Raw genomic sequence first — 16,830 nt, forward strand, 5'->3', positions numbered from 1 at the left:
GCGGGGCCGTGTCAGCCGAGGCGCACAAGCTGGTCCGCCAGGCGAGCCACCAGGGCGTTGAAGTCCGCCAGCCGTTGACGTTCCTGGGCGATCACGGCCGGCGGCGCCTTGGCCACGAAGGCCTCGTTGCCGAGCTTGCCGTTAACCTTTGTGATCTCGCCCTCGACCCGGGCAATCTCCTTGCCGATTCGGACTTTTTCCGCGGCCTTGTCGATTTCCATGTGCAGGCACAGGCGGGCGGCGCCGACGACCGCCACTGGGGCGGCCTCGGCGGCCGCGGCCCAGCTGGCTTCGTCGTCGAAGACGCGCACTTCCTTGAGTTTGGCCAGTGCCTGAAGCACCGGTGCCACGTCCCGCAGGAACTCGCCGTCGGCTGCGCTGTCGGCCACCGCGTAGAGCGGCAGCCGCGTCGCGGGCGACACGCTCATCTCGCCGCGCAGCGTGCGGCAGGCGTCGACCAAGGCCTTCAGACGCGCGACGTGGGCTTCGGCGGCCTCGTCGATCTTCTCCGGCTGGCTCTGCGGGTAGGCGGCGACCATGATCGATGCGCCTTCGCGCCCCGCCACGGGGGCGACCTTCTGCCACAGTTCTTCCGTGATGAACGGGATCACCGGATGCGCCAGACGCAGCAGCGTCTCGAGCGTGCGGATCAGCGTGCGGCGGGTGGCGCGCTGCTGTGCGTCGCTGCCGGTCTGGATCTGCACCTTGGCGATCTCCAGGTACCAGTCGCAGAACTCGTCCCAGGCGAACTGGTAGATCGAGGTGGCGACGTTGTCGAGCCGATAGTCCTCGAAGCCCTTGGCGACGTCGGCCTCGACGCGCTGCAGGCGCGAGGCGATCCAGCGGTCGGCCCGGCTGAACTGAAGGTATCCATGCGCCGAGCCGCCCGGCGCGCAGTCGGCCTTGGTGTGTTCCGCCAGGCCGCAATCCTGGCCCTCGCAGTTCATCAGCACGAAGCGCGTGGCATTCCAGAGCTTGTTGCAGAAGTTGCGGTAGCCCTCGCAGCGCTTGCTGTCGAAGTTGATGCTGCGGCCCAGCGAGGCGAGCGAGGCGAAGGTGAAGCGCAGCGCGTCGGCGCCGAAGGCCGGGATGCCCTCGGGAAATTCCTTCTGCGTGTTCTTGCGCACGGCCGGTGCCGTCTCGGGCTTGCGCAGGCCTTGACTGCGCTTGTCGAGCAGCTCGGGCAGCGCGATGCCGTCGATCAGGTCGACCGGATCGAGCACGTTGCCTTCGGACTTGCTCATCTTCTTGCCCTGCGCATCGCGCACCAGGCCGTGAATGTAGACGTCCTTGAACGGCACCTGGCCGGTGAAGTGCTTGGTCATCATGATCATCCGGGCCACCCAGAAGAAGATGATGTCGTAGCCGGTGACCAGCACGTTCGACGGCAGGTAGCGCGCCAGGTCGTCGGTCTTCTCGGGCCAGCCGAGGGACGAGAAGGGCACCAGCGCCGCCGAATACCAGGTGTCGAGCACGTCCTCGTCGCGGCGCAGCGTCTTGCCCGGTGCCTTGGCTTGGGCTTCGGCCTCGTCGTGCGCCACGTACACCTTGCCGTCCCCGTCGTACCAGGCCGGAATCTGGTGGCCCCACCAGAGCTGGCGCGAGATGGTCCAGTCCTGGATGTTCTCCATCCAGTGGTTGTAGGTGTTGACCCAGTTCTCGGGCACGAAGCGCACCTCGCCCGACTTCACGACGTCGATCGCCTTCTGCGCGATCGAGCTGCCGTCGGCGCCGGCCTTGGTCATGGCCACGTACCACTGGTCGGTCAGCATCGGCTCGACCACCGCGCCGCTGCGCGCGCAGCGCGGCACCATCAGCTTGTGCTTCTTCACCTCGACCAGCAGGCCGAGCGCGTCGAGGTCGGCGACGATGGCCTTGCGCGCCACGAAGCGGTCCATGCCGCGGTATTTCTCGGGCGCGTTCTCGTTGATGGTCGCGTCGAGCGTGAGCACGCCGATCATCTCGAGTTGGTGGCGCTGGCCGACGGCGTAGTCGTTGTAGTCGTGGGCCGGCGTGACCTTCACCACACCGGTGCCGAAGGCCTTGTCGACGTAGTCGTCCGCGATGATCGGGATGAGCCTGTCGACCAGCGGCAGCTTCACGCTCTGGCCGATCAGATGCTTGTAGCGCTCGTCCTCCGGATGGACCATCACGGCCGTGTCGCCCAGCATGGTTTCGGGGCGTGTGGTGGCCACGACCAGCGTGCCGCTGCCGTCTTCCAGCGGGTAGGCGATGTGCCAGAGCGAGCCGTCTTCCTCCTCGCTCTCGACTTCCAGGTCGCTCACCGAGGTCTTCAGCACCGGGTCCCAGTTGCCCAGGCGCTTGCCGCGGTAGATGAGGCCTTCGTCGTAGAGCTTGACGAAGGTGTCGGTGACGACGGCCGACAGGTCCTCGTCCATCGTGAAGTACTCGCGGCTCCAGTCGACCGTGTCGCCCATGCGGCGCATCTGGCCGGTGATGGTGTTGCCCGACTTCTCCTTCCACTCCCACACCTTGGCGACGAAGTTCTTGCGCGCCTCGGCGGGCGTCGGGCCCATGGCGTGGCGGCTGATCTTCTGTTCCTGCAGCTGGCGTTCCACCACGATCTGCGTGGCGATGCCGGCGTGGTCGGTGCCCGGCACCCACAGCGTGTTGTCGCCCTTCATGCGGTGGTAGCGCGCGAGGCTGTCCATGATCGTCTGGTTGAACGCATGGCCCATGTGCAGCGTGCCGGTCACGTTCGGCGGCGGCAGCTGGATGGCGAACGAATCGGCGCCGTCCTTGGGCTGCTGGGTGCCGCGGAAGCCGGCCTTGGCGTAGCCGCGCAGTTCCCATTCCGGCCCCCAGTGCGCCTCGATGGCGGCAGGTTCGAAGGATTTGGACAGGCTCTCGAGGCCGGGCTGGGAGATGGGTTCGCTCATGGCGTGGCAATGAAAAACGGCACGCGGGGTGCCGTCGGGTTACGGTTGTCGTTTGGGCTGACTACTAGGCTGGATTTTACCGGCGCACCCTGGTCATCGCCGCTGGCGATAATTGTTTGATGCTCTTCCTGCTCTCGCCCGCCAAGTCGCTCGACTACGACAGCCCCCTTCCCGAGGACCTGCCCGCCACCCAGCCCGTGTTCGAAGGTGCCAAGGGCCCGGCCGCCGCCCTGATCGCGCTGATGCGCCAGAAGTCGCCGCAGCAGATCGCCGAGCTCATGCACCTGTCGGACAAGCTGTCCGCGCTGAATTTCGCCCGCTATGCGGCCTGGTCGCCCAAGGGCACGGCGAAGAACGCCCGGCAGGCCGCGCTCGCCTTCGACGGCGACGTCTACGGCGGGCTCGACGCCAAGACCCTGAACGCCAAGCAACTGGAATGGGCGCAGGACCATGTCTGCATCCTCAGCGGCCTGTATGGCGTGCTGCGTCCGTTCGACCGCCTGCAGCCCTACCGCCTGGAGATGGGAACGCAACTGGTCAACCCGCACGGCAAGGACCTCTATGCCTTCTGGGGCAGCCGCATTGCCGAGCACCTGAACGAGCGCCTGGTTGCCGACCGCACGCCGGTGGTGATCAATCTGGCCTCGCAGGAATACTTCAAGGCCGTCGACCCACGCGTGCTCAAGGCGCGCGTGATCGAATGCGTGTTCCAGGAATGGAAGGGCGGCCAGTACAAGATCGTCAGCTTCTACGCGAAGCGGGCCCGTGGCCTGATGGCGCGCTGGGCGGTGCTGCACAAGGCCGCCACGCCCAAGGCGCTGGAGAAGTTCGACCTGGAAGGGTATGCCTTCGACGCAGCGGCTTCGCTGCCGGAAAGGCTGGTGTTTCGAAGGAGAATGGCATGACGCAACCGGTGACCCCCGAATTGCGGGAATGGATCGTGTCGCAGCTCGCCGCGGGGCATTCCGTGGCGGCGCTTCGCCAGTCGATGCGGGCTGCGGGGTGGCAGGATGCCGCCACCGAGGCGGCGCTGGCGGAACTCGAGCGGGGTGCCATCCCGACATCGCTGCCCGCTGCGGCACCCGCGCCGCTTCGGCCGATGCCGGGGCCCGACCTTGAAGGCTCGCCGCTCTATCTGGAGGCCGGCGACCGCCGCGTGCATGTGCTGCACACCGTGAAGCAGCCGCGCCTGGTGGTGTTCGGCGACCTGCTCGCCGACGACGAATGCGAAGCGCTGGTCGCGGCGGCAGCGAAGCGGCTCGCGCGTTCGCTCACCGTCGAGACCCAGACCGGCGGCGAGACGCTCAACATCGACCGCACCAGCGACGGCATGTTCTTCGAGCGAGGCGAGAACGAGATCGTCGGCCGCATCGAGCAGCGCATCGCGACGCTGCTGCGCTGGCCGCTCGCCTTCGGCGAAGGCCTGCAGGTCCTGCGCTATTCGCCGGGCGCCCAGTACCGACCGCACTACGACTACTTCGACCCCGCGGAGCCCGGCACGCCGACCATCCTGCGCCGCGGTGGGCAACGCGTCGGCACGCTGGTGATGTACCTGCAGGAGCCCGAGCGCGGCGGCGGCACCGTCTTCCCCGACATCGGTCTGGAGGTGGCGCCCAAGCGTGGCACGGCGGTCTTCTTCAGCTACGACCGGCCCGACCCCGGCACGCGCACGCTGCACGGCGGCTCGCCGGTGCTGGCCGGCGAGAAATGGGTCGCGACCAAATGGCTGCGCGAGCGAGAGTTCGTCTGATGCAGGGCCGATGAAAGTCCAGGCCAATGGCATCGACATCGAGGTCGAAGACTCCGGAGGCGACGGCCGCCCGGTGGTGCTGCTCGTCATGGGCCTCAACATGCAGCTCATCGCCTGGCCCGATAACTTCGTGAAGGGGTTGGTCGGTGCCGGGTTCCGGGTGGTGCGCTTCGACAACCGCGATGCCGGCCTGAGCACGCAGTTCGACGACGCCGGGACCCGCAGCCTGCTGTGGCAGGGTCTGCGCCACCGCTTCGGGCTGCCGGTGCAGTCGGCCTACACCCTGCAGGACATGGCCGAGGACGCCGTGGGCGTGCTCGATGCATTGGGCATCCGTCGCGCGCATGTCGTCGGCGCGTCGATGGGCGGCATGATCGCGCAGCGCGTCGCGGCCACCGCGCCCGAGCGCGTCGCCAGCCTCGTCAGCCTGATGAGCTCCAGCGGCGCGCGCGGCCTGCCCGGGCCCCGACGCGACGTGGTGGCGCTCATGATGCGGCGCCCTGTGAGGCAGGACGAAGCCTCGCTGGTGGCGCACAGCATGCGACTGGTGCGCCTGATCGCCGGCCCCTACTACCCCCCGGACCAGGCTGCACTGCGCGAGCGCCTCACCCATGCCTTTCGACGCGCCTACCGTCCACGCGGCCTGATGCGCCAGATCACCGCGGTCGCTGCCGACACCGACCGCGCCAAGCTGCTGGCGCGCATCCAGTGCCCGACGCTGGTGCTGCATGGCGACGTCGATCCGCTGGTGCCGATCGCCTGCGGGCAGGACACCGTGCGGCGCATTCCCGGCGCGCGCTTCAGTGCCATTCCCGGCATGGGTCACGACCTCACGCCGCAGATCACCGAAATCCTGCTGTCGCAAATGGTTCCTTTCCTGAAGACGGCAGAAAAGGGCTGCAGCGCTTAGAAAGAGCCGATGAGTCTCGACAACACCCCTGAACAATCGCAGCTCGGCCGCGCCTCTGCCTATGCCGACCAGTACGACCCGACCCTGCTGTTTCCGATCGCCCGCGCCACGCAGCGCGCGGCCATGGGCATCGCCGAGGGCGCCTTGCCCTTCTTCGGCGCCGATCTCTGGACCGCGTTCGAGCTGAGCTGGCTCAACCCGCGCGGCAAGCCGCAGGTCGCCATCGCGCAGTTCATCGTGCCCTGCGAAACGCCCAACATCATCGAGAGCAAGTCCTTCAAGCTCTATCTCAACAGCTTCAACAGCAGCGTCTTCGCCGACGCCGATGCGGTGCGCGAGCGGCTCAAGGCCGACCTTGCCGAAGCCGCCTGGCGCGGCGGCGACCGCAGCGGCGGCATCGGCGTGAAGCTGCTGGCACCGCAGGCCTTCGAGCGCGAGAAGGTGCAGGAGCTCGAAGGGCTCGACCTCGACCGGCTCGACATCGAATGCACGCACTACCAGCCGGCGCCCGAGCTGCTGCAGAGCGACGCCAGTCAACCGCCGGTCGAGGAGACGCTGAGCAGCCGGCTGCTCAAGAGCAACTGCCTCGTCACCGGCCAGCCCGACTGGGGGAGCGTGCAGATCCGCTATGCGGGCGCGCCGATCGACCAGGCCGGGCTGCTGGCCTACATCGTGAGTTTCCGCAACCACAACGAGTTCCACGAACCCTGCGCCGAGCGCATGTTCTGGGACATCTGGCAGCGCTGCAAGCCGACCCAGCTGAGCGTCTATGCGCGCTACACCCGCCGCGGGGGACTGGACATCAATCCACTGCGCGCCAGCTGGCCGCAGGCGCTGCCTTCCAACATCCGCACGGCACGACAGTAGGCTTGCGCCTACATCTTCGGCGTCGGCTCACATCGATACTCGTCACCTTTGTGGCCTGGGACTCCGAACGTGAACGTGTTGATCGTCGACGACAACGAAGCAGCAGCCGACCTGCTGCAGGAACTGCTCTCGCTGCAGGACCATACGGCCCGCTGTACCTATTCCGCGACCCAGGCGCTCGAAGCCTGCCTGGGCGAAACCTTCGACGTTGCCCTGGTGGACATCACGCTGCCGGATCTGCCCGGGACGGAAGTGGCGCGCCGCTTGCGGGCCCGCGGCCGACCGCCCCTGCTGGTGGCCGTGACCGGCCTGTCGGCGCAGGATGCCGGTGCCTCCGAGGCCGGCCTGTTCGACCACCATCTGCAGAAACCCATCGACTTCGATGCCCTCGACCGCATCCTGGAGCGGGCGGGCAACCGGTCTTCCGCGGCCTCATGAAGTCGTCGCCCGGCGCGCGCAGCTGGATTGCCGCCGGCGTGCGTCACGAACTGCTCACCCGCGCGCTTCCGGCCTTGCGCCACGACATGGCGGCACCGGTGTCGGTCATGCGCATGGGCCTGCTGATGCTCAAGCGCCAGGTCGCTGCGCCGACCATCGACCCGGCCGCCTGCGAGGAGCGGGTGGCGTTGATCGACCACCAGATCGTCGAACTGGTGGGCGCGGTGCGCTCGCTGCGCGACTGGGAACTCGCCACCGACAACGAAGGCATCAGCCGGCGCGATCTGGTGGTGCAGTGCGTCGGACTGATGCGCGCAGCCTTCGACCTCCATGGCATTCGCCTGCAGGTCGACGAAGCGCTGACCACCGATGCCGACCCGAGCGCCCCGACCTGGCCCTCGGGCGCATCGCTGCGCTACCTGTTGCTCGGCGTGCTCGGCTATCTTCACGACACGCCGCCCGAAGTCGCCGCCATCACGGTGGCTTCCGAGGGCCACGATGCCCTGGTGCTGCGTGCGGTGGCCGGCTCGCCCGACGCGGCTGATCCGGTGGCCGGCGCCCACCGCGCGCCGCGCAAGCTGGCCATCGATGCCATCGCTTTGCAGTCGCTGGCCGAAGACCTCGGCTATGCGCTCATCATCGAGCGCGACATGGTGCGCTTGCCCTTGACGCTCGGCTGAGCCGGCGGCAGCCGCCGGGCTGCGCTGGCGCCGATGGCGGCATTCATCTCGCGCGCCAGCCGATGGCGGTGCGTCTTCAGGAAGGCCAGCAGCCGGGCCTCCGCCGCATACAGGCGCCGCGTGCTCTTGGTACTGCCGGCGATCTTCTGCCACCGCTCGGCCATCGTTTCCGCGTCGCGCGCGAGCGTGGTGCCGAGCGCCAGCACGGCGGGATGCACATAGGCCTTCTTGCAGACGGCCGGCGTGTTGCCCAGCTGCCGCGCCACCGCCGCGATGATCTCCTTGGCGCTGTAGCGCGCCACCGGCGACGCGTCGCCGGGCGCATGGGCGCTGCAGGCCAGGCGTGTCAACTCGAGCGCCTGCACCGTGCCGTGCCAGGTCCGGAAGTCCTTGGCGGTGAAGTTGTCGCCGGCGGCCTCGCGCAGGTAGTCGTTCACGTCGGTGGACGACAGGGTTGACGTAGACGAGACCGTTGGCCAGGGCGCGTGGCGTGGCGTTTTTTTCGTGGGCATGGCGGACGGCAAAGTGCAGGCATCGACAATGCAAGGCCCGGTGCGCAGCGGGTGTAGGACGCCGCAAGCGCGCCGAGTGCGCACCGTGCGCTTCGTGTCGTTCATTCGCTTCTTTCGAAAGCTCCGCATGTTCTTCGCTTCCTCCTTCCGCCCCTTTTGGCTCGCACTCGGCGCGGCCGTCGTGCTCGCCACCGGCTGCGCCAGCGCACCGGCGCCGGTGGCAGCGCCCGCCACCGCCCCCGCCCCCGCCACCGCCACCGCAGCCGTTGCCTCACCCATCCGCGTCAAGGTCTTCGTCGCCGCCATGTTCGAGATCGGCCAGAACACCGGCGACCGCGCCGGCGAGTTCCAGCACTGGTACGAGCGCTACTGGAAGGGCGCCAAGCCGATGGCCGTGCCCGGCGCGCTGCAGCCGGTGTACTGCAACACCGACGGCGTGTGCGGCGCGGTGCTCGGCATGGGCAAGGTCAACGCGTCGTCGTCGATGCAGGCCATCCTGCTGAACCCGCAACTCGATTTCTCGCAGGCCTACTACGTGATCTCCGGCGTGGCCGGCACGCCGCCTTCGCGCGGCACCATTGGCGAGGTGAGCTGGGCCACCTGGCTGGTGGACTACGACCTTGGCCATCGCTGGGCGCCCGAAGAAAACAAGGCCGGCGAGCCCACCTTCATGCCGCGCAAGGGCTACGAGGACTACCGCCGCTTCAGGCTCAACCCCGACCTCGTGGGCTGGGCGATGAAGCTCTCGGCCGACACGCCGCTCAAGGATTCGGAGTCGGCCCGCCAATACCGCCTGCGCTACGCCGACGCCGCGGCCCGCCGTGCACCCTTCGTCGGCACCGGCACCCACATGACCGGCGACACCTTCTTCCACGGCCCCGGCATGTCGAAGCAGGCGCAGTACATCGCCAAGTTGTACGGTGCCGACGACTACGTCATCACCGAGATGGAAGCCGCCGCCATCACCCTCGTGATCAAGCGCAGCCACGGCACCGACCGCGTGATGAGCCTGCGCGGCGCGGTGAACTTCGACCAGGGCAGCCCCAAGGAAACCACGCTGCAGCACCTGGACCCGGCACCGGGCGAGACCGCGGGCGGCTTTGCCGAGACGGTGGAAAACATCGCGCTCGTGGGCACCCGGGTGGTCGACCACATCGTGGCGAACTGGCCGCAATGGCAGGGCGGTGCGCCCAAGCCCTGAGCGCCGCTTCGAGCGCATGCCGACCGACGTGTGTTGCCGCTACCGAGCGGGTCTGGCCACGCCGCGGCGCGGCACCGGTGTCGAGAAAACGATGGACGTGCGCGTTTCCCCGTACACGTTGATCGACGCGATCAGCGCTTCCAGGTGCGGTAGATCGATGGCGACGACGGTCATCAGGTAGGAGTCGGCACCGCTCACGTGGTGGCACTCCAGCACTTCCGGCATCGTCGTGAGCTTGTGGATGAGCTTCTTCTTGCCCGGTTGCGACACGTTGATGCCGATGATCGCCCGCACCGCATAGCCCACCGCTGCCGGAGGCACCTCGGCATGCACGCCACCGATCACGCCAGCTTCCTCCAGGCGCTTGAGCCGCTCGGCAGTCGCGGGCAGTGAAAGACCCGCTGCCTGGGCCAGCACCTTGAGCGATTGACGGCCGTCGGCCTGCAGGGCCTGGATCAGGCGCCACGCTTTGTCATCGAGAGCTGGGGCCGGTTTCATTTTTCTCCTTGAGGGCCGATTTACTCTGATTATTTCCCGTGAATCTGCCCGTTTACCTGAATTCCGGTATTCGGCAAACCCAAGCGGAAACCTAGCATCTGTCTCATGGACACGGATGCACTGACTCTCTTCTTCAAGGCGCTGGCGGTGGGGCTCCTGATTGCCGCACCGGTTGGCCCGATCGGCTTGCTGACCATCAAGCGCACGCTGGACCAGGGCATGGCCGCCGGTCTGGCCACCGGCCTGGGCGCAGCGTTTGCCGACGCGATCTACGGCGCCATCGGCGCCTTCGGGATCACCCAGGTCATCGGCTGGCTGGTGGGCGCGCGCGTGTGGCTGGCGTGGGTGGGCGGTGCGATGCTGTTGTGGATGGCATGGCGCATCTTCAGCCAGCCGCTCGCTTCGGATGCTGCGCCCTTGCCGTCTCGCGCGGACCTGGTGCGCTGCTTCGTGGGCACCTTCGTGCTGACGCTCTCCAACCCGGCCACCATCCTGTCGTTCATTGCCGTGTTCGCATCGATGGCCGGCACAGGCACGCAGGCGCTGTCCGCCATTCCGATGATCGCGGGTGTCCTGATCGGCTCCTCGGCCTGGTGGCTCACCCTGTCGTTCGGTGTCGGTCACTGGCGCCACCGGTTCGACACGACGTGGAGAAAGAGGATCAACCACCTGTCGGGCGTGTTCCTGGCCGGATTTGCCCTCTGGCAGTGGGGAGGCGTCCTAGGACGCTGAAAAATGTACGCAACGAGCGATCTCTTGTGAAGTACTTCTACGCATGGCGTATATTCTTCGCCCATGAGCCAGCAACAAGACATCCTGCGCGACGCCATGCGCCGCCTCAACCTCACCCGCGACGCGTTCTCCGAACGGCTGGGTGTTCGCCGCCGGGCGCTCGACACCTGGCTGCTGCCGGCCGACTCGGGCGAGTCGCGGGCCATGCCGGAGATGGTGGGCAAGTTCGTTGCCGAGATCCTGCAGCGCGAAGCCTCCAGCGCGGCGGCTGCCGGGTTGGCGGCGGACGAGCGGCCCCTCGGCCAGCGCATCGGCGCCGAGGGCAAGCCGCAGCTGCTTTCGGTGGCCCAGTTCGACCGCGGCAGCCTGGAGGACCTGTTCCAGGTCGCGGACATGATGCAGCCCATCGCGCGGCGCCAGAAGGTCACGCGCGTGCTCGAGGGCGCGGTGCTCGGCAGCCTGTTCTTCGAGGCCAGCACCCGCACCCGCGTGAGTTTCGGCGCGGCCTTCTGCCGACTCGGCGGCACGGTGTGCGACACCACGGGCTTCACCTTCTCGTCGATGGCCAAGGGCGAGTCGATCTACGACACCAGCCGCGTCATGAGCGGGTACGTCGATGCGCTGGTGGTGCGCCATCCCGAGCAGGGGTCGGTGGCCGAGTTCGCGCGGGCCACCAACATCCCGGTCATCAACGCCGGCGACGGGCCGGGCGAGCATCCGAGCCAGGCGATCCTCGACCTGTACACCATCCAGCGCGAGTTCTCGCGCATGGGCAAGCTGGTCGACGGCACGCATGTGGCGATGGTCGGCGACCTGAAGTACGGCCGCACCGTGCATTCGCTGATCCGGCTGCTGGCGCTTTACCGCGGGCTGAAGTTCACGCTCATCGCACCGCCGTCGCTGGAGATGCCGGCCTACCTGCTGGAGCTGGTGGCGCGCAATGGCCATGTGATCGAGCAGACGCAGTCGCTCGAAAGCGGGTTGCGCGGCGCCGATGTGGTCTACGCCACCCGCATCCAGAAGGAGCGCTTCGAGGGCGAGGCCATCGAGGGCTACACGCCCGAGTTCCAGATGCGCAAGGCGCTGGTGGACGCCGTCTGCAAGCCCGACACCATCCTGATGCACCCACTGCCGCGCGACGGCCGACCGGGTGCGAACGACCTGAGCGTAGACCTCAACCACGACCCGCGGCTGGCGATCTTCCGCCAGACGGACAACGGCATCCCGGTGCGCATGGCCCTGTTCGCGGTGCTGATGGGGGTGGAAAAGCAGGTGGCGCGCTCGATGCGCGACGCCGGCTGGCGCTCGCCGGCCCACATCGGGCCGGACGACGCCGATTTCGACGGGCTGGACTGATGGATGCCGGCGACGCTCAGGGCGTTGCCGGCTCCAGGTGCCACACCACGTTGAAGTCGAACGGCGTCCAGCGGCTCACGGTGACGCCCGCCTGCCGCAGGCCGCGGCCGGTCCAGGTGTTGCAGGTTTCGAAGAGGTGGTAGCCGCCTTCGGCTTCGTAGAAGGCATCGTCGTTGCCGTAGTGCGCGCCCGCAATCGGCGCCGCGCGTCCCGCAGGCAATGAAGCACGCACGTAGCCGACGAGTTGCGCGTACTGCGCCTGCGAGAGCGGCAGCTTGTAGGCGCCGCGTCTCAGTTGCGCGCGCTGCAGGTAGGTCACATGCATGAGCGCGCGGTTGCCGCCCAGCAGCGCACCGAAGGCGCGTGCGGCCGTCAGGTCGCCCCGGGTGGGTGTGTTCAGGTAGAACTCGCGGTCTCCCCAGCCGATGGCGATGAACTCGGCATCGGGCGGCACGGCCTTGAAGTCCGCGTGCGGAAAGAGCTGCAGCCAGTCGATCGTGGCCGAGCGGATCGGAAACACGAGGTCGGTGTGCACCCCGTTGCTCAGGACCCAGGCCTCCACGGCGGGCGCTTCCGCAGCCGGCCTCGCATTGGCAGGCCACAACATCAGCGCACAGGCCACGGCCACGTACAGCCCCACCGCAAGCACCAGGCCCAGCAACGTGAGTGCCAGGTGCCGCAGCCCGCGTTTCATCGCGGCTTCAGAAGAGCGACGCGGTGGTCGATGCCGGCACCACCGCCGACCCCGAGCGTGATCCGCCCGCAGCAGCCGGCGCCAGCGCCTCGGGGCTGCCCGCCTTCGCCAGCGCGCCCACGCGCACGCCGAGCAGGCGCAGCGGCCGCTCGAGCGGCACGCGCTTCAGGCACAGGCCGCCGACCTGCCGAAGGGTCCTGCCGTCGTCGGTGAAACGGTCGATGGTCTGGTCGCGCGTGGCGATCCTGAAGTCGTCGTAGCGCAGCTTGATGCCGATGGTCTTGCCCACATAGCCCTTGCGCTGCAGGTCCTCGGCGAGCTTCTCGCACAGGTGGGTGAAGATCGCGCCCAACTCGGCACGGTCGCGCACCGCGTGCAGGTCGCGGTCGAAGGTGGTCTCGCGGCTCATCGAGACCGGCTCGCTCTCGGTCACCACCGGGCGGTCGTCGCGGCCCCAGGACACCTCGTGCATCCAGGCGCCGGTGGCCTTGCCGAAGTGGGCGATCAGCCAGTCGCGCTCGCGCGCCGCAAGCTGGCCGACGGTCTCGATGCCGAAGCCCTTGAGCTTCTCGTCGGCCTTGGGGCCGATGCCGTTCACCTTCCGGCAGGGCAAGGGCCAGATGCGCGTCTGCAGGTCCCCTTCGTGCACGACCGAGATGCCGTTGGGCTTGTCGAACTCGCTCGCCATCTTGGCGATGAGCTTGTTGGGCGCCACGCCGATCGAGCAGGTGAGGCCGGTGGCGTCGAAGATGGATTTTTGGATCAGCCGCGCCAGCACGCGGCCGCCTTCGCGCTGGCCGCCGGGCACCTCGGTGAAGTCGATGTAGACCTCGTCCACGCCGTGGTCCTGCATGACCGGCGCGATGTCCAGGATGATCTGCTTGAACTGCCGCGAGTACTTGCGGTATTCGTCGAAATCCACCGGCAGGATGATCGCCTGCGGGCACAGCTTGGCGGCCTTCATGAGGCCCATGGCCGAGCCGATGCCGAACTGGCGCGCCGGGTAGGTCGCGGTGGTGATCACGCCGCGGCCGGCGTAGTCCTTCAGCAGCGGGAAGGCCGCCACCGGAATGTCGGCCAGCGTGCGGCCCTCGGGCAGGTCGCGGATGGCCTCGTCCACCTTGCGCCGACCGCCGCCGATCACGACCGGCAACCCCTTGAGCTGCGGGTAGCGCAGCAGCTCGACGGAGGCGTAGAACGCATCCATGTCGAGGTGGGCGATACGGCGCACGGGGGGGGTGGAAACGGTCACGCCGTGGATTTTCGCCTCGCGCTGGCTTTGCGGCGCGCCCTCCCGTTCCGGGGTTGCTGACCGGAGGGTGACTACGTACGTACTCCCACTTACACCGACGCTGCCCCATCGCATCGAGACGGCGTTAGCATGCGCCCCGCGCTTTCGCCATCATCCCTAAAACAACTCGCTGGCAGAGACCATGACAACCACATTGCCTACCCCTTCGAAGCGCCCGATCTACCGATCGCTCTACGTTCAGGTCATCGTCGCCGTCGTCATCGGCATCGCGCTCGGCCACTTCTATCCGCAGCTGGGCGAGTCGATGAAACCGCTGGGCGACGGTTTCATCAAGCTGATCAAGATGCTGATCGCGCCCATCATCTTCTGCACCGTCGTGGTCGGCATCGCCGGCATGGAGGACATGAAGAAGGTCGGCAAGACCGGCGGCCTGGCGCTGCTGTACTTCGAGGTCGTGAGCTCGATCGCGCTGGTGGTCGGCCTGGTGCTGGTCAATCTGCTCAAGCCCGGCGCCGGCATGAACATCGACCCCGCCACGCTCGACACCAAGGCGCTCGCCGCCTACACCGGCCCGGGCAAGATGCAGGGCACGGTCGACTTCCTGCTGAACGTCATCCCCAACACGGTGGTCGACGCCTTTGCCAAGGGCGAGATCCTGCAGGTGCTGCTGATCGCGGTGCTGTTCGGCTTCGCGCTGCACAAGTTCGGCGGCCGCGGCACGCTGGTGTTCGACGTGATCGAGAAGGGCTCGCACGTGCTGTTCACCATCGTCGGCTACGTGATGAAGCTGGCCCCCATCGGCGCCTTCGGCGCGATGGCCTTCACCATCGGCAAGTACGGCGTGGGCTCGCTCTTCTCGCTGGGCAAGCTGATGGCCGTGTTCTACATGACCTGCCTGCTCTTCATCTTCGTGGTGCTGGGGCTCATCGCGCGCTTCCACGGCTTCAGCATCTGGAAGTTCATCAAGTACATCAAGGAAGAACTGTTGATCGTGCTGGGCACCTCTTCGTCCGAATCGGTGCTGCCGCGCATGATGGAGAAGATGGAGAACCTCGGCGCCAAGAAGACCGTGGTGGGCTTGGTGATTCCCACCGGCTATTCCTTCAACCTCGACGGCACCTCGATCTACCTCACGATGGCGGCGGTGTTCATCGCGCAGGCCACCAACACCGACATGACGCTCACGCAGGAGCTCACGCTGCTGGGCGTGCTGCTGCTCACGTCGAAGGGCGCCGCCGGCGTGACCGGCAGCGGCTTCATCGTGCTGGCGGCCACGCTGTCGGCGGTCGGCCACGTGCCGGTCGCCGGCCTGGCGCTGATCCTCGGCATCGACCGCTTCATGTCCGAGGCGCGCGCGCTGACCAACCTGATCGGCAACGGTGTCGCCACCCTCGTGGTCGCGAAGTGGACCGACGAACTCGACGAGAAGCGCCTGCACGCGGGCCTGAACAACGAGAGCTGGGTCGAGTCCGACGAGCCCGAGGAACTCGTGAACGCGAAGACCGAACACATGGCGGGCGGCGCCTCACCTCGGCACTGAGCGTGTCGCCGGAAAACCGGCGCGGCAAATGCGAGGCAAATGCCAGGGCACCCGCGGAGCTGGCTCTGCCAGGCCGCTGGGTGCGCCCCCTTGAGGGGGAGGCGGCGACACGCAGTGCGCTGTTTCGGGGGTGGGCCTACTTCAGTGGTCGTGATGCAGGTAGCTGGCCTGCCGCGGCAGGCGCCAGCTCACTGCGAAGGCGATGACCATCATCGCCGTCACGTACCAGTAGAAGACCGACTCGTGGCCGATGGACTTCAGGCCCAGGGCGACGTATTCGGCCGAGCCGCCGAAGATGGCGTTGGCCACGGCGTAGGCCAGGCCCACGCCCAGCGCACGCACTTCGGGCGGGAACATCTCCGCCTTCACGATGCCGCTGATCGAGGTGTAGAAGCTGACGATGGCCAGCGCCAGGATGATCAGCAGAAAGGCCACCACCGGGTTCGTCACGTGCTGCAGCGCGGTGAGGATGGGCACGGTGGCGATCGCGCCCAGCGCGCCGAACAGCAGCATGTTGTTGCGCCGGCCGATGCGATCCGACAAGGCCCCGAACACCGGCTGCATCAGCATGTAGACGAACAGCGCGCCGGTCATGACGTAGCTGGTGGTCTTGATCGGCAGGTGCACCGTGTTCACCAGGTACTTCTGCATGTAGGTGGTGAAGGTGTAGAAGATCAGCGAGCCACCGGCGGTGTAGCCGAGCACCGTGAAGAAGGCCGCCTTGTGGTGTTTGAAAAGCCCGGCCATGCTGCCGGCTTCCTTGTTGGCCTTGGCTTCGGCCGTCTGCGTCTCGTGCAGCGTGCGGCGCAGCAGGAGCGCGACGACGGCAGCGACCGCGCCGATCGCGAAGGGAATGCGCCAGCCCCAGGCCTTCAGTTCGGCCTCGGACAGGAACAGCTCCATCACGACGATCACGAGCACGGCGAGCAGCTGGCCGCCGATCAGCGTGACGTACTGGAAGGACGAGAAGAAGCCGCGCTGGCCGCGCAGCGCGACCTCGCTCATGTAGGTGGCGGTGGTGCCGTACTCGCCGCCGACGGACAGGCCTTGAAACAGGCGGCACACCAGCAGCAGGAAGGGCGCCCAGGCGCCGATCTGCGCGTAGGTCGGCAGGCAGGCGATGACCAGCGAGCCGCCGCACATCATGGCGACCGAGATCAGCAGCGAGGTCTTGCGGCCCATCCGGTCGGCGATGCGGCCGAACAGCCAACCGCCGATGGGGCGCATCAGGAAGCCCGCTGCGAACACGCCGGCGGTGTTCAGCAACTGCGCGGTCGGGTCGGACTTGGGGAAGAACGCGGGCGCGAAGTAAAGCGCCGAGAAGGCGTAGACATAGAAGTCGAACCACTCGACCAGGTTGCCGGACGAGGCCGCCATGATGGCGAAGATGCGGTGGCGCTTTTCTTCGGTGGTGTAGGCGCGGGGCGCGCCCGATTCGCCCGAGACGGGAGGAGCAGTGACTGACATGAATCGCCTTGTTATGTGGATCTGGGCGTTCAC

General features: G+C 67.5%; 15 protein-coding genes and 1 pseudogene. 10 read left to right on the forward strand and 6 right to left on the reverse strand.

The features are described 5' to 3' along the window. Positions 1-11 precede the first annotated feature (11 nt). Positions 12-2,900: a valine--tRNA ligase gene (locus tag ACSFBE_RS08235; RefSeq protein WP_435489889.1), complete on the reverse strand. Its 2,889-nt coding sequence runs from the start codon at positions 2,898-2,900 to the stop codon at positions 12-14. Positions 2,901-3,019: 119 nt separating this feature from the next. Between ACSFBE_RS08235 and yaaA the strand changes: the two genes are divergently transcribed. The 6 genes from yaaA to ACSFBE_RS08265 all read left to right on the forward strand — a co-directional run bounded on the left by yaaA (position 3,020) and on the right by ACSFBE_RS08265 (position 7,545). Further along, the gene (gene yaaA, locus ACSFBE_RS08240; protein WP_435489890.1) at positions 3,020-3,805 is read left to right on the forward strand and encodes a peroxide stress protein YaaA; all 786 of its coding nucleotides are present in this window, start codon (positions 3,020-3,022) and stop codon (positions 3,803-3,805) included. After that, the gene (locus tag ACSFBE_RS08245; protein WP_435489891.1) at positions 3,802-4,650 is read left to right on the forward strand and encodes a 2OG-Fe(II) oxygenase; all 849 of its coding nucleotides are present in this window, start codon (positions 3,802-3,804) and stop codon (positions 4,648-4,650) included. The genes yaaA and ACSFBE_RS08245 overlap by 4 nt, the downstream gene beginning before the upstream one ends. A 10-nt stretch (positions 4,651-4,660) precedes the next feature. Then, on the forward strand, positions 4,661-5,560 hold the full coding sequence (locus tag ACSFBE_RS08250; RefSeq protein WP_435489892.1) for an alpha/beta fold hydrolase: 900 nt from the start codon (positions 4,661-4,663) through the stop codon (positions 5,558-5,560). 9 nt (positions 5,561-5,569) lie between these two features. After that, positions 5,570-6,427 carry an NADPH-dependent 7-cyano-7-deazaguanine reductase QueF gene (gene queF / locus ACSFBE_RS08255; RefSeq protein ID WP_435489893.1) on the forward strand — a complete coding sequence of 286 codons (858 nt, stop codon included), beginning with the start codon at positions 5,570-5,572 and terminating at the stop codon, positions 6,425-6,427. 69 nt (positions 6,428-6,496) lie between these two features. Next, the gene (locus ACSFBE_RS08260) at positions 6,497-6,865 is read left to right on the forward strand and encodes a response regulator (protein ID WP_435489894.1); all 369 of its coding nucleotides are present in this window, start codon (positions 6,497-6,499) and stop codon (positions 6,863-6,865) included. Continuing rightward, positions 6,862-7,545, forward strand: coding sequence for a hypothetical protein (locus tag ACSFBE_RS08265; protein WP_435489895.1), 684 nt, complete (start codon positions 6,862-6,864; stop codon positions 7,543-7,545). The genes ACSFBE_RS08260 and ACSFBE_RS08265 overlap by 4 nt, the downstream gene beginning before the upstream one ends. On the opposite strand, the pseudogene ACSFBE_RS08270 reads toward ACSFBE_RS08265, so the two are convergent. Beyond that, positions 7,491-8,000, reverse strand: a pseudogene (locus tag ACSFBE_RS08270) (DNA topoisomerase IB); the annotation flags it as partial. The gene ACSFBE_RS08265 and the pseudogene ACSFBE_RS08270 sit on opposite strands and share 55 nt — an antisense overlap. Positions 8,001-8,184: 184 nt before the next feature. Between ACSFBE_RS08270 and ACSFBE_RS08275 the strand changes: the two are divergent. After that, a complete protein-coding gene (locus ACSFBE_RS08275; RefSeq protein ID WP_435489896.1) occupies positions 8,185-9,258 on the forward strand; it encodes a purine-nucleoside phosphorylase in 1,074 nt (357 codons plus the stop codon). Positions 9,259-9,297: 39 nt separating this feature from the next. Here the strand turns inward: ACSFBE_RS08275 and ACSFBE_RS08280 are convergent, their stop codons facing one another. Continuing rightward, on the reverse strand, positions 9,298-9,756 hold the full coding sequence (locus ACSFBE_RS08280) for an Lrp/AsnC family transcriptional regulator (RefSeq protein WP_435489897.1): 459 nt from the start codon (positions 9,754-9,756) through the stop codon (positions 9,298-9,300). Between the two features lie 105 nt (positions 9,757-9,861). On the opposite strand from ACSFBE_RS08280, the gene ACSFBE_RS08285 reads away from it, so the two are divergent. Together ACSFBE_RS08285 and ACSFBE_RS08290 are read left to right on the forward strand one after the other, a co-directional pair. Continuing rightward, positions 9,862-10,488, forward strand: a complete 627-nt coding sequence (locus ACSFBE_RS08285; protein WP_435489898.1) for a LysE family translocator — start codon at positions 9,862-9,864, stop codon at positions 10,486-10,488. A gap of 63 nt (positions 10,489-10,551) precedes the next feature. Continuing rightward, the gene (locus ACSFBE_RS08290) at positions 10,552-11,844 is read left to right on the forward strand and encodes an aspartate carbamoyltransferase (RefSeq protein WP_435489899.1); all 1,293 of its coding nucleotides are present in this window, start codon (positions 10,552-10,554) and stop codon (positions 11,842-11,844) included. Positions 11,845-11,860: 16 nt separating this feature from the next. Here the strand turns inward: ACSFBE_RS08290 and ACSFBE_RS08295 are convergent, their stop codons facing one another. Continuing rightward, positions 11,861-12,538, reverse strand: a complete 678-nt coding sequence (locus tag ACSFBE_RS08295; RefSeq protein WP_435489900.1) for a TIGR02117 family protein — start codon at positions 12,536-12,538, stop codon at positions 11,861-11,863. A gap of 7 nt (positions 12,539-12,545) precedes the next feature. Continuing rightward, entirely contained in the window at positions 12,546-13,745 is a 1,200-nt protein-coding gene (locus ACSFBE_RS08300; RefSeq protein WP_435490005.1) for a Y-family DNA polymerase, read from the reverse strand. Between the two features lie 226 nt (positions 13,746-13,971). Here ACSFBE_RS08300 and ACSFBE_RS08305 point away from each other — a divergent pair, with 226 nt between their 5' ends. Further along, on the forward strand, positions 13,972-15,330 hold the full coding sequence (locus tag ACSFBE_RS08305) for a dicarboxylate/amino acid:cation symporter (protein ID WP_435489901.1): 1,359 nt from the start codon (positions 13,972-13,974) through the stop codon (positions 15,328-15,330). Between the two features lie 141 nt (positions 15,331-15,471). Here the strand turns inward: ACSFBE_RS08305 and ACSFBE_RS08310 are convergent, their stop codons facing one another. Further along, positions 15,472-16,797, reverse strand: coding sequence for an MFS family transporter (locus ACSFBE_RS08310; protein WP_435489902.1), 1,326 nt, complete (start codon positions 16,795-16,797; stop codon positions 15,472-15,474). Positions 16,798-16,830 lie beyond the last annotated feature (33 nt).

Source organism: Variovorax sucrosi (assembly GCF_051216635.1).
In the GTDB taxonomy this organism is placed as follows: Bacteria; Pseudomonadota; Gammaproteobacteria; order Burkholderiales; family Burkholderiaceae_C; genus Variovorax.

What these genes read in the sequence shown, in the direction of transcription:
- ACSFBE_RS08235 (WP_435489889.1), bottom strand. Translation starts at nt 2,900, where the DNA reads ATGAGCGAACCCATCTCCCAGCCCGGCCTCGAGAGCCTGTCCAAATCC.
- yaaA (WP_435489890.1), top strand. Translation starts at nt 3,020, where the DNA reads ATGCTCTTCCTGCTCTCGCCCGCCAAGTCGCTCGACTACGACAGCCCC.
- ACSFBE_RS08245 (WP_435489891.1), top strand. Translation starts at nt 3,802, where the DNA reads ATGACGCAACCGGTGACCCCCGAATTGCGGGAATGGATCGTGTCGCAG.
- ACSFBE_RS08250 (WP_435489892.1), top strand. Translation starts at nt 4,661, where the DNA reads ATGAAAGTCCAGGCCAATGGCATCGACATCGAGGTCGAAGACTCCGGA.
- queF (WP_435489893.1), top strand. Translation starts at nt 5,570, where the DNA reads ATGAGTCTCGACAACACCCCTGAACAATCGCAGCTCGGCCGCGCCTCT.
- ACSFBE_RS08265 (WP_435489895.1), top strand. Translation starts at nt 6,862, where the DNA reads ATGAAGTCGTCGCCCGGCGCGCGCAGCTGGATTGCCGCCGGCGTGCGT.
- ACSFBE_RS08275 (WP_435489896.1), top strand. Translation starts at nt 8,185, where the DNA reads ATGTTCTTCGCTTCCTCCTTCCGCCCCTTTTGGCTCGCACTCGGCGCG.
- ACSFBE_RS08280 (WP_435489897.1), bottom strand. Translation starts at nt 9,756, where the DNA reads ATGAAACCGGCCCCAGCTCTCGATGACAAAGCGTGGCGCCTGATCCAG.
- ACSFBE_RS08285 (WP_435489898.1), top strand. Translation starts at nt 9,862, where the DNA reads ATGGACACGGATGCACTGACTCTCTTCTTCAAGGCGCTGGCGGTGGGG.
- ACSFBE_RS08290 (WP_435489899.1), top strand. Translation starts at nt 10,552, where the DNA reads ATGAGCCAGCAACAAGACATCCTGCGCGACGCCATGCGCCGCCTCAAC.
- ACSFBE_RS08295 (WP_435489900.1), bottom strand. Translation starts at nt 12,538, where the DNA reads ATGAAACGCGGGCTGCGGCACCTGGCACTCACGTTGCTGGGCCTGGTG.
- ACSFBE_RS08300 (WP_435490005.1), bottom strand. Translation starts at nt 13,745, where the DNA reads ATGGATGCGTTCTACGCCTCCGTCGAGCTGCTGCGCTACCCGCAGCTC.
- ACSFBE_RS08305 (WP_435489901.1), top strand. Translation starts at nt 13,972, where the DNA reads ATGACAACCACATTGCCTACCCCTTCGAAGCGCCCGATCTACCGATCG.
- ACSFBE_RS08310 (WP_435489902.1), bottom strand. Translation starts at nt 16,797, where the DNA reads ATGTCAGTCACTGCTCCTCCCGTCTCGGGCGAATCGGGCGCGCCCCGC.